The organism is Pseudomonas sp. GV085 (genome assembly GCF_003050925.1).
Taxonomy (GTDB): Bacteria; Pseudomonadota; Gammaproteobacteria; order Pseudomonadales; family Pseudomonadaceae; genus Aquipseudomonas.
In genome coordinates this window covers 339,231-353,036 of the sequence record NZ_QAOV01000005.1, presented here as the reverse complement: position 1 = coordinate 353,036, position 13,806 = coordinate 339,231, and the positions used below count along the sequence as shown (strand labels likewise).

General features: G+C 61.1%; 12 protein-coding genes. 5 read left to right on the top strand and 7 right to left on the bottom strand.

Annotation, left to right across the window (positions count from 1 at the left end):
• The first annotated feature begins 3 nt into the window (after window positions 1-3).
• Window positions 4-387, top strand: a complete 384-nt coding sequence (gene gcvH, locus C8K63_RS13455) for a glycine cleavage system protein GcvH (protein WP_108217155.1) — start codon at window positions 4-6, stop codon at window positions 385-387.
• Window positions 388-494: 107 nt separating this feature from the next.
• Here gcvH and C8K63_RS13450 read toward each other — a convergent pair whose 3' ends face one another.
• Entirely contained in the window at window positions 495-1,634 is a 1,140-nt protein-coding gene (locus C8K63_RS13450; RefSeq protein WP_108217154.1) for a DegT/DnrJ/EryC1/StrS aminotransferase family protein, read from the bottom strand.
• A gap of 154 nt (window positions 1,635-1,788) precedes the next feature.
• On the opposite strand from C8K63_RS13450, the gene gcvP reads away from it, so the two are divergent.
• A complete protein-coding gene (gene gcvP / locus C8K63_RS13445; RefSeq protein WP_108217153.1) occupies window positions 1,789-4,662 on the top strand; it encodes an aminomethyl-transferring glycine dehydrogenase in 2,874 nt (957 codons plus the stop codon).
• A gap of 133 nt (window positions 4,663-4,795) precedes the next feature.
• Here gcvP and C8K63_RS13440 read toward each other — a convergent pair whose 3' ends face one another.
• The 5 genes from C8K63_RS13440 to C8K63_RS13420 all read right to left on the bottom strand — a co-directional run bounded on the left by C8K63_RS13440 (window position 4,796) and on the right by C8K63_RS13420 (window position 8,859).
• The gene (locus C8K63_RS13440; protein ID WP_108217152.1) at window positions 4,796-5,113 is read right to left on the bottom strand and encodes a DUF2388 domain-containing protein; all 318 of its coding nucleotides are present in this window, start codon (window positions 5,111-5,113) and stop codon (window positions 4,796-4,798) included.
• A 69-nt stretch (window positions 5,114-5,182) separates the two neighbouring features.
• Window positions 5,183-5,632 carry an NfeD family protein gene (locus C8K63_RS13435; RefSeq protein ID WP_108217151.1) on the bottom strand — a complete coding sequence of 150 codons (450 nt, stop codon included), beginning with the start codon at window positions 5,630-5,632 and terminating at the stop codon, window positions 5,183-5,185.
• Window positions 5,633-5,640: 8 nt separating this feature from the next.
• On the bottom strand, window positions 5,641-6,561 hold the full coding sequence (locus C8K63_RS13430) for an SPFH domain-containing protein (protein ID WP_108217150.1): 921 nt from the start codon (window positions 6,559-6,561) through the stop codon (window positions 5,641-5,643).
• Between the two features lie 84 nt (window positions 6,562-6,645).
• Window positions 6,646-8,430 carry a GspE/PulE family protein gene (locus tag C8K63_RS13425; RefSeq protein WP_108217149.1) on the bottom strand — a complete coding sequence of 595 codons (1,785 nt, stop codon included), beginning with the start codon at window positions 8,428-8,430 and terminating at the stop codon, window positions 6,646-6,648.
• 90 nt (window positions 8,431-8,520) lie between these two features.
• Window positions 8,521-8,859 (bottom strand): hypothetical protein, encoded by a 339-nt coding sequence (locus C8K63_RS13420; protein ID WP_108217148.1) that lies wholly within the window; start codon window positions 8,857-8,859, stop codon window positions 8,521-8,523.
• Window positions 8,860-8,985: 126 nt separating this feature from the next.
• Here C8K63_RS13420 and C8K63_RS13415 point away from each other — a divergent pair, with 126 nt between their 5' ends.
• Complete coding sequence (locus C8K63_RS13415; RefSeq protein WP_108217147.1) at window positions 8,986-9,456, top strand: Lrp/AsnC family transcriptional regulator; 471 nt, start codon at window positions 8,986-8,988, stop codon at window positions 9,454-9,456.
• A gap of 87 nt (window positions 9,457-9,543) precedes the next feature.
• On the opposite strand, the gene C8K63_RS13410 is transcribed toward C8K63_RS13415, so the two are convergent.
• A complete protein-coding gene (locus C8K63_RS13410) occupies window positions 9,544-10,911 on the bottom strand; it encodes an inorganic triphosphatase (protein ID WP_108217146.1) in 1,368 nt (455 codons plus the stop codon).
• 157 nt (window positions 10,912-11,068) lie between these two features.
• On the opposite strand from C8K63_RS13410, the gene argE reads away from it, so the two are divergent.
• Both argE and argA read left to right on the top strand, forming a co-directional pair.
• On the top strand, window positions 11,069-12,235 hold the full coding sequence (gene argE, locus C8K63_RS13405; protein WP_108217145.1) for an acetylornithine deacetylase: 1,167 nt from the start codon (window positions 11,069-11,071) through the stop codon (window positions 12,233-12,235).
• A 263-nt stretch (window positions 12,236-12,498) separates the two neighbouring features.
• Window positions 12,499-13,797, top strand: coding sequence for an amino-acid N-acetyltransferase (gene argA, locus C8K63_RS13400; RefSeq protein WP_108217144.1), 1,299 nt, complete (start codon window positions 12,499-12,501; stop codon window positions 13,795-13,797).
• Window positions 13,798-13,806 lie beyond the last annotated feature (9 nt).

The window sequence follows — 13,806 nt, the reverse complement described above, 5'->3', positions numbered from 1 at the left end:
AACATGAGCGATATCCCTGCCGAACTGCGTTTTGCCGAAAGTCACGAATGGGCACGTCTGGAAGCCGATGGCACCGTCACCGTGGGCATCAGCGATCACGCGCAGGAAGCGCTGGGTGATGTGGTGTTCGTCGAGCTGACTGAAGTCGGCAACGTGTTTGCTGCCGGTGATCAGTCGGGTGTCGTTGAATCGGTCAAAGCCGCTTCCGACATCTACTCCCCGATTGCCGGTGAAGTGATCGCGGTCAACGAAGAACTGAGCGCTTCACCGGAACTGCTCAACAGCGACCCGTACGGCGCGTGGATCTTCAAGCTCAAGCCAGGCAACGCTGCAGACCTGGAAAAACTGCTGGATGCCGCCGGCTACAAGGCTGCCATCGGCGAGTAATGCTCGCCCCGTAGGAGGGGCCGAAGGCTGCGATCTTTTGATCTTGTTTTTAAAATCAAAAGATCGCAGCCTTCGGCAGCTCCTACAAAGGCCGAATCAAGGCTGAGTCAAGATCGCAAGACGGCCTTCACGGCCGCCACCGAACGCTCGACATCGGCTTTGCTCATCGCCGTGAACATCGGCAGCGAGACAATCAGCCGACCGACCCGTTCGGCGACCGGGAACATGCCTGCCTTGAATCCGCGCTCGCGGTAAAGGCTCAACAGGTGAATCGGCGGGTAGTGATAGCCGATCCCGACACCCAATGCCTGCATCTGCTCCATGAAAGTCGCCCGCGCCGGTTTGCCGTCCGTTCGTTCCGGTAATACCAGCTGGAACAAATGCCAATTGCTTTGGGTGAAGTCCGCCGGAGGCAATTGCGCACCGTACTGCGCTTCGAAATCCTCGCCAAAGCAGGCGAAATAGTGCCGGGCGAGGTCACGGCGATGAGCGGTAATGGTTTCGATATGAGCAAATTGCCCCAGGCCAATGGCCGCGGCGACGTCGGTCATGTTGAATTTGCCACCCAGCACGTCGACGTCCAGGCCATCGAAGCCGTTGCGGGTAACGCCCTGCAGCCGGTACTTCTCTGCCAGCCGTACTTCTTCGGCCGTATTGAGCACCAGGCAACCGCCCTCTGAGGAGGTGACGTTTTTGTTCGCCTGGAAGCTGAAGGACACGAAATCACCGGTCGAGCCAATACGCTGGCCGTTCCAGCTGGAGCCCAGCGCCTGGGCTGCATCTTCGACGATCCGCAGGCCGTGCTTTTTCGCCAGGGCGTACAACCGCGTCATGTCCACCGGCAACCCGGCGAGGTACACCGGGATGATGGCTTTGGTGCGGGGGGTAATTGCCGCTTCCAGTTGATCCAGATCGATGTTGCGGGTCACCGGGTCGATGTCGGCAAACACCGGGGTGGCGCCGACTTCCAGGATGACGTTGGCGGTGGCCACCCAGGAAATCGGCGTAGTGATCACTTCATCGCCCGGCCCGACCCCGGCAATGCGCAAGGCGATTTCCATGGTGCAGGTGCCGGAATTGAAGGTGCGTACCGGGCGCCCGCCGAAATACTCCGAAAGTTGCGCTTCGAAGGCCTGGACCTTGGGGCCGCTGGTGATCCAGCCTGAGCGCAATACGTCGCCGACAGCGGCAATCGTGGCTTCATCGATGGTGGGTTTGGAAAACGGCAGGAAAGGCAGTTGGCTCATGGATACAGTCACCCGATCAGCGGACATTAGGTAGGCGTCGGACATGATGATCCGGATTGGCTGACGGCGCCACGTCATCCACGCGGATATCGACTGCTATGCTGGTTTGACCGTGTTGCATCGACGTTGAGCGCCAGTCAAGAGAGAGCCCGTCATGTCCAAGATGCCGTCCCTGAGCCAGTTACGCGACCCCAATACCTTTCTGCGCCGCCACCTCGGACCCGATGCCGCCGAGCAACAGGCAATGCTCGACAGCCTCGGTCTGGGCAGCCGGGTTGAATTGATCGAGCAAACGGTGCCGCCGGGCATCCGCCTCAACCGGGCGCTGGACCTGCCCCCGGCACTCGATGAGGAGGCCGCACTGGCCAAGCTGCGAGGTTATGCCGAGCAGAATCAGGTCTGGACCAGCCTGATCGGCATGGGCTACCACGGCACCCTCACACCAGCGGTCATTGTGCGTAACGTGCTGGAAAATCCCGGTTGGTACACCGCGTATACACCCTATCAACCGGAGATCGCCCAAGGGCGGCTCGAGGCGCTGCTGAACTTCCAGCAACTGACCATCGATCTGACCGGTCTGGAACTGGCCAACGCCTCACTGCTCGATGAAGCCACCGCCGCGGCGGAGGCCATGGCTCTGGCCAAGCGGGTCGCCAAGTCCAAAAGCAACCTGTTCTTTGTCGACGAAAACTGCCACCCGCAAACCATTTCCGTGGTGCAGACCCGCGCTGAAGGTTTCGGCTTCGAGTTGATCGTCGATGCTGTGGATAACTTGAAGCAACACCAGGTGTTCGGCGCGCTGCTGCAATACCCCGACACCCACGGCGAGATCCACGACCTGCGGCCGATGATCGATCACCTGCACGCGCAACAGGCCCTGGCCTGTGTCGCCACGGATTTGCTGAGCCTGTTGTTGCTGACCCCGCCAGGTGAACTGGGCGCCGATGTGGTGTTCGGCTCGTCCCAGCGATTTGGCGTGCCTATGGGTTATGGCGGGCCGCACGCGGCATTTTTTGCCAGCCGCGACGAATACAAGCGAGCGATTCCCGGGCGGATCATCGGTGTTTCAAAAGATGCGCGGGGCAACACCGCCCTGCGCATGGCCCTGCAAACCCGCGAGCAACACATCCGCCGGGAGAAGGCCAACTCCAATATCTGCACGGCCCAGGTGCTGCTGGCCAATATCGCCAGTTTCTATGCGGTCTACCACGGCCCGGAAGGGCTCAAGCGGATCGCCCAGCGGGTTCATCGGCTGACCTGCATCCTTGCCGCCGGGCTTGAGCGCAACGGTATCACCCGGCTCAACCGGCACTTCTTCGACACCCTGACACTGGAGGTTGGCGGAGCCCAGACCGCGATCATCGAAAGTGCCCGGGCCGCACAGATCAACCTGCGCATTCTCGGGCGCGGCCAACTGGGCTTGAGCCTCGACGAGGCCTGTGACGAAGGCACCGTGGCGAAGCTGTTCGACGTGTTCCTGGGGGCCGATCACGGGCTCAGCATCGAGGACCTGGATGCCGAAGTCTTGCCTGGCGGAATTCCCGAAGGGCTGGCGCGAACCTCGCCTTATCTGCGCCATCCGGTGTTCAGCGCCCATCACAGCGAAACCGAGATGCTGCGCTACCTCAAGCAACTGGAAAACAAGGACCTGGCGCTCAACCAATCGATGATCCCGCTGGGCTCCTGCACCATGAAGCTCAACGCTACCAGCGAGATGATCCCGATCACCTGGCCGCAGTTCGCCAACCTGCACCCGTTCGTGCCCAAGGAACAGGCCGCCGGTTACGGGCTGATGATCGAAGAACTGGAACGCTGGCTGTGCGCGATCACCGGTTTCGATGCGGTCTGCATGCAGCCCAACTCCGGCGCCCAGGGCGAATACGCCGGGCTGCTGGCGATCCGCAAATATCATGAGAGCCGTCAACAGGGTGAGCGCGACATTTGCCTGATTCCTTCGTCGGCTCACGGCACCAATCCTGCGTCGGCGCAAATGGCCGGGATGCGCGTGGTGATCGTCGAGTGTGACGAGGCGGGCAACGTCGACCTCGATGACCTCAAGGAAAAAGCCGCGCAGGCGGCAGATAAACTTGCCTGCCTGATGGCGACCTATCCTTCGACCCATGGTGTGTATGAGGAAGGTATCAGCGAAATCTGTGAAGTGATCCACCAGCACGGCGGTCAGGTGTACATGGATGGCGCCAACCTCAACGCTCAGGTCGGGCTGGCGCGGCCGGCCGATATTGGCGCCGATGTCTCGCACATGAACCTGCACAAGACCTTCTGTATTCCCCATGGTGGCGGTGGGCCGGGCATGGGGCCGATCGGGGTACGGGCGCATCTGGCGCCGTTCGTGGCCAACCATCCGGTGGTGCTGATCGATGGACCGCACCCGCAAAATGGCGCCGTCAGTGCAGCGCCCTGGGGCAGCGCAAGCATTCTGCCGATCAGTTGGATGTACATCGCCATGATGGGGCCGCAATTGGCGGATGCCAGCGAAGTGGCGATCCTGGCTGCGAATTACCTGGCGCGGCATTTGTCCGGTGCCTTCCCGGTGCTCTACACCGGGCGCAACGAGCGAGTGGCGCACGAATGTATTCTCGACCTGCGGCCGCTCAAGGTGTTGACCGGTATCACCGAAGAGGACGTCGCCAAGCGCCTGATGGACTACGGCTTCCATGCCCCGACCATGTCGTTTCCGGTACCGGGGACGCTGATGGTCGAGCCGACCGAAAGTGAATCGAAGGCGGAACTGGACCGGTTCATCGGGGCGATGCTGAGCATCCGCGCGGAAATCAACGAGGTGCAGAACGGTAACTGGCCGGCTGAAGAAAACCCGTTGAAAGGTGCGCCGCATACGTTGGCCGATATTACTGGCGTGTGGGAGCGGCCGTACAGCATTGTGCAAGCGGTGACGCCGGACGCGCACACCAAGGCTCACAAGTATTGGCCGGTAGTGAACCGGGTGGACAATGTGTATGGGGACCGGAACCTGTTTTGTGCGTGTGTGCCGGTGGATGAATACCGCTGACATTTCAGGGTGCACATAACCCCCTGTGGGAGCGAGCCTGCTCGCTCCCACAGGGGTATCAGTGAGCATGGGATTTGTGTTCGCAAGGCAAAAAAATGCCGCCCCGTTGAGCGGCATTTTTCATTCGCTACGCTTACTCCGAAGCCAGGGCATTCTTCGCCAGGATGGCGTTCGCCAGTTCCATGTCCGTGGCTTGCAGGCCAGGGTTTTCAGCGCGGACTTTCTGCATGGCCGCTTCCAGGTACGGACCGCGGATACCGCCATCACTGGCGACGAAGCTGCTGGCATCGTCCTGGGCCGCGACGACCAGCTTGTTATCCTTGGATGTCAGATAGCTCGAACCGGTGGTTGCACCGGACGTAAGAATGTTACGCCAAAAAGTATCGGCCATCGCCGAACCGACAGGCAGGGACAACAGCGCGACGGTAGCGACAGCAAGTTTGAAACGCATGACAGGGTGACTCCACTGGGTTGACTACGCCGTTGGATTGCCAACCCCCCTATCGAGTTCCGTGGCTGCCTATTCCGCTGCTTCGACCAGCAGGATCGCGCCTTGCTGGCCGACCACCCGCACGCGGCTGCCAATGGCAGTGTCCGGCCCGCGGGCCATCCACACGCCGTCGGCTACCTTGATTTTGCCGCGACCGTTGACAATCGCTTCATGCACCACGAAGGTTTTGCCGATCAGTTCCTGGCCGCGCAGATTCAGGTGCGGCTGATCGCTCGGGCGCGCCGCCGTGCGCTGACGCCGCCACCAGTAAAACGCGGTGGCGATCGACAGCAGGCCGAACAATAGAAACTGCCATTCCCAGGACAGGCCCGGCAGGAAGAAGGTCAAGACGCCCACGATCGCTGCCGCCATGCCGATCCACAACAGGTAGCCGCCGGCGCCGAACACTTCAAGAATCAACAGCACCGTGCCCAGCGCCAACCAGTCCCAGAACGAAAGGTGCTGCAAAAATGCCCACATGGCGCGCCTCAGGCTTTCTTGTTATCGAAAGTGGCCTTGACGATTTCGCCAATGCCGCCCACCGCACCGATCATCGAACTGGCCTCTAGCGGCATCAGGATCACTTTGCTGTTGTTGGCCGAAGACAACTTGCCCAGCGCATCGATGTACTTCTGCGCCACGAAATAGTTGATCGCCTGCACGTTGCCGCTGGCGATGGCTTCGGACACCACTTTGGTCGCCTGGGCTTCTGCCGCGGCTTGCCGCTCGCGGGCTTCGGCCTCCAGGAAGGCGGCCTGGCGACTGCCTTCGGCTTCGAGAATCTGCGCCTGCTTCTTGCCTTCGGCGGTCAGGATCGCTGCGGCACGCAGGCCTTCGGCCTCGAGGATCTGGGCACGCTTGATCCGTTCGGCTTTCATCTGCCCCGACATCGCCGCCATCAGGTCGGCGGGCGGGCTGATGTCCTTGATCTCGATCCGGGTGATCTTGATGCCCCACGGCGCGGTTGCTTCATCGACGGTGCGCAGCAGTTTTTCGTTGATGCCGTCACGCTGGCTGAGCATGGCGTCGAGTTCCATCGAGCCGAGCACCGTACGGATGTTGGTTTGCAGCAGGTTGCGGATGGCATGTTCGAGGTTGTTCACCTCGTAGGCCGCCTGGGCCGTATTGACCACCTGGAAGAAACACACGGCGTCGATTTGCACCGTGGCGTTGTCGGAGGTGATGACTTCCTGCGGCGGAATATCCAGCACGCTTTCCATCACATTCATCTTGCGGCCGATGCGGTCCATGACCGGAATGATGACGTTCAACCCCGGCTTGAGCGTGTTGGTGTAGCGCCCGAAACGTTCGACGGTCCATTCAAAGCCCTGGGGCACGACCTTGAAACCCATGAACAGAATGGCGACCACCAGGCCGACAAAAAGCAAAAGCACACTACCGATCTGCATAACGATTCCTTGTTGATGTGTGGATCTGTGGAGTTGCAATGGCTGGAGTGTAGCGGTGCCGATGCCGGATAAGTACAGCCGGGCTCAGCTCTGCTCGCTCTGGGGTGTTACGCGCAGAACCTCCTCGATGGTCGTCAACCCGGCGGCGACCTTTTGCGCCCCCGACAGGCGCAGGCTGCGCATGCCTTCCTTGAACGCCTGGCGCCGAACGGCCAGCAGATCGGTGTCGGGACTGATCAGCGCTTTGAGGCTGTCGCTGAGCTGCATGATTTCGTAGACCCCGGCGCGACCGTGATAACCGGTGTCGCGGCATTCCACGCAACCGATGGCACGCTGGGCATTGGCCGGCAATGGTGCTTGCCAGGGCCGGGTCAGGGTTTGCCAGTCGTCTTCGCCCAGCGTCAGCGGCGCCTTGCAGTGCGGGCACAGAGTTCGCACCAGGCGCTGGGCCATGATGCCGAGCACCGTGGCCTTGATCAGGTAGTGCGGTACGCCGAGCTCCAGCAGGCGGCTGATGGCGCTGGGCGCATCGTTGGTGTGCAGGGTCGACAGCACCAGGTGCCCGGTGAGTGCAGCCTGGATCGCCATCTCCGCGGTTTCGAGGTCGCGGATCTCGCCAATCATGATGATGTCCGGGTCTTGCCGCATCAGCGCGCGCACGCCGGCGGCAAAGGTCAGGTCGATGTTGTGCTGGACCTGCATCTGGTTGAACGCCGGCTCGACCATTTCAATCGGGTCTTCGATGGTGCAGAGGTTGACCTCCGACGTCGCCAGTTTTTTCAGGGTGGTGTAGAGGGTAGTGGTCTTGCCCGAACCCGTCGGCCCGGTGACGAGGATGATGCCGTGGGGCTGGCGGGTCATGTCCTGCCAGCGGCGCAGGTCGTCGGCGGAAAAACCAAGCTGGTCGAAGTCCTTTAGCAGGACTTCCGGGTCGAAGATCCGCATGACCATTTTTTCGCCGAAGGCCGTGGGCAGTGTCGATAAACGCAGTTCGACTTCGCCGCCGTCCGGGGTCTTGGTTTTCACTCGGCCGTCCTGGGGTTTGCGTTTCTCCGCGACGTTCATGCGCCCCAGGGTTTTCAGGCGACTGACGATGGCCACGGTGACCTGGGGCGGGAATTGATAGACGTTGTGCAGCACGCCGTCGATGCGAAAGCGCACTGTGCCTTGCTCGCGCCGGGGTTCGATGTGGATGTCGCTGGCGCGTTGCTGGAACGCGTACTGGAACAACCAGTCGACGATGTTGACGATGTGTGCGTCGTTGGCGTCCGGCTCCTGGTCGCTGGCGCCGAGGTTGAGCAGTTGTTCGAAATTGCCGAGGGTACTGACTTGCGGATCGGCGCTGTTCGCCCCGGTGACCGACTTGGCCAGGCGGAAGAATTCGACGCTCAAGCGCTGGATGTCCACCGGGTTGGCCACCACGCGCTTGATCGGCAATTTGAGCACGTGGGTCAAGTCAGCCTCCCAGCCGCTGACATAAGGCTGGGCGCTGGCCACGGTCACCGCATCGCGGTCGATCGCTACCGCGAGGATCTTGTGGCGCTGGGCGAAGGCATAGGACATCAGCGGGGTCACGGCCGCGACGTTGATTTTCAACGGATCGATGCGCAGGTAAGGTTGACCGGCCTGCCGGGACAGCCACAGGGTCAGGCTTTCGAGGTCCAGCGTTTTGCCGGGGCGGCTGAGATCGTCCAGCTGTTGGCTGGCGATGAACTCCAGCGGATGCATCTGGCCATGGGTGGCGTTGCGGCGGCGGGCATTGAGCGCGTGTTCGGCCGAATCCTGGCTGATAAAGCCTTGGGCGACGAGTTCGCGCAGCACATCATTGAGATCCAGCCAGCGGTCCTGAAGGGCGATATGTACGGACATGCGGGCTCCTTTTGAACGACAGTGCGCAAAGGATAGCCGTGGCCCGGCTGACCGCTGGGCCACTACCCGACGAAGCCGTTTCGGAGTTTTTCAACCCGCCGCTTGAACCGCTTCGGTCCAGGCAGAATCAGCTTCTTGCAGCTTCACCGAGCAGACGCTGATCAGGTTACGAAGTTTTTCCGCAATCACTTGCGCACGGTGCCAGCTCAAACCGTCGATGACGATCTCGATGGCCAGCCAGTCGTCCTGGCGCTGCGCGTTGACCTGTTCCGGGGTGAGCAATTGCAAGGCGAACAAATTGAGGGCGCGACACAGCAGGTCCGGCTCTGCTTCGGCCTGCATTTGATAGCGAACCCGGCGGTGGGCGTTGCCGACGTTCCAGACATCGGCGCGGGCAGGTGGGGTGTTCACGGCTTCGAGATACGGCATGGTCTGGCTCCAAAATCATTGGAGAAATGTTTACATCCTATGCCGGGTATTTCTTCTCTATGATTGGCTTTATTACAGAAATGAAGAATCAATCAATTCACTTGTTACTCGGTTAATGGATTTTTTATGCAAAGCGAGCTGGACAGCTACGACCGCAAGATCCTCGCCTTGCTGCAAGAGGATGCCTCGCTTTCCAGCGCACAGATCGCCGAGCAGGTGGGGCTCTCGCAGTCGCCGTGCTGGCGGCGGATTCAGCGGATGAAAGAGGAGGGCATCATTCGCGGCCAGGTAACCTTGCTCGACCGCAAGAAAATCGGCCTGAACACGCAGATCTTCGCGCAGGTGAAACTCAATGCCCACGGGCGTTCGAACTTCACCGAATTCACCGAGGCGATTCGCGGCTTTCCGGAGGTGCTGGAGTGTCATGTGCTGATGGGGGCAGTGGATTTCTTGTTGCGGATTGTCACGGCGGACATCGAGGCCTACGAGCGCTTCTTCTTTGAGAAGCTGTCGATGGTGCCGGGGATTCAGGAGGTCAATTCGATCGTGGCGTTGTCGGAAATCAAGTCGACGACCAGTTTGCCGGTGGTGCGATAAAGCAAAAAAGATCGCAGCCTGCGGCAGCTCCTACATTCGGATGGAGTACACCCGTAGGAGCTGGCGAAGCCTGCGATCTTTTCAGGATTACAAACGCAACAGCATCTTCCAGGCACGGTTCTGATACACCGCAATCGCCTGCTGCTTGCGCGCATCCAGGACTTCGTCGGTGATCGATTCGTTGGCCAGTTGCGCCAGTTTGTTCAGCTCGCCGTACAGGCGATCCATTTCCGGGATCTCCAGCACGTTACGCGCATGGTGCAGCCAGACCTGGATGCGTTCGATGCGCGGCAGTTGTTCGGCCAGGTCTTCCGGTTGTTGCTGGTAGCGCTGCAATTGCAACGAAGTGGCTTCCTCGCCCAGCAGGCGCGGCAACCAGCTGCCCAGTTGCGCAGCGCCCTGGCGATTGCCACGGGTGTTGCGGTCGGCGGCCCAGGTGCGGGCCAGCAGCCAGCGCGAGGTGGTCAGGGAGAACAGGCCCCAGCGCGGGTCTTCGAGTTCTTCGAGGAACTGCTCGGGTGCGGCTTTGCGCACGTCTTCATCTTCCAGGCCGGCCTGGACCAGCGGGCGCCAGTCTTCCAGCAAGGCATCGAGGGCGATACGCAGGTCGTGGGTCGACTGACGCGGAGCGGCCTGGCCCAGGCTACTGATCAGCGCGCGCATTTCCGCGAGGTTTTCGACCCAGTCCTGCAACAGGCGCCAGTGACCATTGAAGCGATACTGTTCGGCCAAACGCTGGCTGCTGCCCAGCAAATGCCAGCTCAGCGCGGCGAACGCGTCGTCCAGCGGCGTTTCGGCGGTGATCTGCGGCGCCGGCAGGCTCAACGAGTAACTGTGGGCGTCGTACAGGCGATAACCGCGCTCGGCCTTGCTGATGTCGCACGGCATCAAAGCCAGTTTCTCGGCCAGCTCGGCGGCCAGTTCCAGCAACGCAGCCGGCTCGCCTTCGCGCAGTTCCAGTTCCAGCTCGCAGATTTCTTCTTTCTGCTTGCCGACCACGACGTGACCCAGGTCCAGCGCGGCTTCGATGACCACTTTGGTCTTGCCGCGGCCCCAGGCGATTTCCGCCCGTTCGCGGACGAAGTCGGTGGTGAAGATCGGCTTCAGGGTTTTCTTGTCAAGCTCGGCCAGTTCCTCGGGCCAGCATTCGCCGTCGAGTTTCTTCAGGTCGAGCTTGGCTTTGGGCAGGTTCCAGTCGTACTCGTTACGTACCGACAAACCGGCGACGCTCTGGCCGCGGGTCTTGAGGGTCTGAATCACGTCGTCGCCATCCTTGCGCAGGCGCAGTGCGACTTTGGCCTGGGCCAGGTCGCGCTCGGGCGTGTCGAAGTACTGGTTCATCAACTCACGGCGTTCCCAGCCACTTTTGTTGCGTTTTTTCAGTAATGGGTGCTCGCGCAGAGCGGCGAGGGTTTCGCGGCTGACGCGGAGTTTGATTTCGGTTTCTTTCTGCATGGCCGGAAAATCCAGGATCGGGAGCGCAGCCGGGGGAATGTGTGGCTGCCAAGGTCGTGCAGTGTACAGGACTCAAGGTTAGTGCGCGCCGAGACGGTTTATTCCTGTCATCGGTTGGTTCTATGATGGACTTCAATTCGGGTGCCGGGAGTCAGCGATGCCATTGCCGTCGATGAAAGAACAATTCGCTGCGTTGATCGCTGCACCGTCGGTCAGTTGTACCCAACCCAGTCTCGATCAAAGCAACGGCCCGGTCATCGACCTGCTGGCGGCGTGGCTCGGTGAGCTGGGTTTTACCTGCGAGATCCAGCAAGTCAGCCCGGGCAAGTTCAACCTGCTGGCCAGTTTCGGTTCCGGTCCCGGCGGTCTGGTGCTGGCCGGGCACAGCGACACCGTGCCGTTCGACGGTGCGCTGTGGCAAACCGACCCGTTGAAGCTGACTGAAGTCGACGGTCGCTGGGTCGGCCTGGGCAGTTGCGACATGAAGGGTTTTTTCGCCCTGGCGATCGAGGCGGTCAAACCGCTGCTCGACCAACCGTTCAAACAACCGTTGCTGATTCTCGCCACCTGCGATGAAGAAAGCTCGATGTCCGGCGCCCGCGCGCTGGCCGAAGCGGGGCGACCGCTGGGGCGGGCGGCGGTGATTGGCGAGCCGACCGGGCTCAAGCCGATCCGCATGCACAAAGGCATCATGATGGAGCGCATCGACATCCTCGGGCAGAGCGGTCATTCCTCTGACCCGCGCCTGGGCCATAGCGCTCTGGAAGCCATGCACGATGCCATCGGTGAATTGCGTGGCCTGCGCTTGTTATGGCAGCGCGAATTCCGCAATCCTCAATTCGGCGTGCCGACACCAACGATGAATTTCGGCTGTATCCATGGCGGCGACAACCCCAACCGCATCTGCGGCCAGTGTTCGCTGGAATTCGATTTGCGGCCGTTACCCGGCATGGACCCCAAAGTCCTGCGCGCCGAGATCCTGCAGAAGCTCAAGCCGGTTGCCGAGCGGCATCAGGTCAAGATCGATTACGCGCCGCTGTTCCCCGAAGTGCCGCCGTTCGAGCAGGCAGAGGACGCCGAGTTGGTGCGCCTTGCCGAAAAGCTCACCGGTCACAGCGCCGAAGCAGTGGCGTTCGGCACCGAAGCACCTTATCTTCAGCGCCTTGGCTGTGAAACGCTGGTGCTTGGCCCGGGTGATATCGCCTGCGCCCATCAGCCGGGGGAATACCTCGAAATGTCACGTTTGCAGCCTACGGTGCATCTATTAAGGCAACTGATCGAACACTATTGCCTGACCCCGGCCCAAACTGCGCAAGACCTGTAGGAGCGAGCTTGCTCGCGATGGACTTCAACGATTACGCGATCTTTCTGAATGGACGCGTCGTCCTTGGGTTCATCGCGAGCAAGCTCGCTCCTGCACAGGGTCTGTGATTTGCCTGACAAGCCGTATAAATTGCCGGTACCCAAACCCGTATTCATGAGGAGAGCGCGCGTGTTGCCAAGCCTGTTCCGACGATAACCATCAGCCCGCTGTGCGTTTTCAGTTTCGCCCTTTTTTCGGCTGCTATTTATTACAGGCCCAGGTTCATGCCCGAATACGTCAATTGGCTTCGTCACGCTTCGCCTTACATCAACGCCCACCGCGATTGTACTTTTGTCGTCATGCTGCCCGGCGACGGCGTTGAACACCCGAACTTCGGCAATATCGTCCACGACCTGGTGCTGTTGCACAGCCTGGGTGTGCGTCTGGTGCTGGTTCACGGTTCCCGCCCGCAAATCGAAGCGCGCCTCGCTGCCCGTGGCCTGACCCCGCATTACCACCACGGCCTGCGCATTACCGATGCCGCGACCCTGGAGTGCGTGATCGACGCGGTCGGCCAGTTGCGCATTGCCATTGAGGCTCGCCTGTCGATGGACATGGCTTCGTCACCGATGCAGGGCTCACGCCTGCGGGTGGCCAGCGGCAACCTGGTGACGGCACGCCCGATCGGCGTGCTCGAAGGCGTCGACTATCACCACACCGGCGAAGTGCGCCGGGTCGACCGCAAGGGCATCAACCGTCTGCTGGACGAGCGCTCCATCGTGTTGCTGTCGCCGCTGGGCTATTCGCCGACCGGGGAGATTTTCAACCTCGCTTGCGAAGACGTCGCCACGCGCGCGGCCATCGATCTGGGCGCGGACAAGCTGCTGCTGTTCGGCGCTGACCTGGGCCTGATCGACGAACACGGGCGCCTGGTGCGTGAACTGCGTCCGCAGCAAGTGCCAGCGCATCTGCAACGGCTGGGCAGCAACTATCAGGCAGAATTGCTCGATGCCGCGGCCGAAGCTTGCCGTGGCGGCGTGGCTCGTAGCCATATCGTCAGTTACGCCGAAGACGGTGCACTTTTGACCGAGCTGTTCACCCGCGACGGTGGCGGCACCCTGGTCGCCCAGGAACAGTTCGAAGTGGTGCGCGAAGCGGCCATTGAAGACGTCGGTGGTTTGCTGGACTTGATCAGTCCGCTGGAAGAGCAGGGCATCCTGGTGCGCCGTTCCCGTGAGGTGCTGGAGCGCGAAATCGAGCAGTTCAGTGTGGTTGAACGCGAAGGCATGATCATCGCCTGTGCGGCGCTGTACCAAATCGCCGATTCGGACGCGGGCGAGCTGGCGTGCCTGGCGGTGAATCCGGAGTACCGCCATGGCGGTCGCGGCGATGAACTGCTGGAACGCATTGAAAACCGCGCGCGGGCTCAGGGGTTGAAAACCTTGTTCGTCCTCACCACCCGCACCGCGCACTGGTTCCGCGAACGTGGTTTCGAACCCAGCAGCGTCGACCGGCTACCGTCGGCGCGGGCGTCGCTGTACAACTATCAGCGTAATTCGAAAATCTTCGAAAAAGCCCTGTAACGCTCTGGC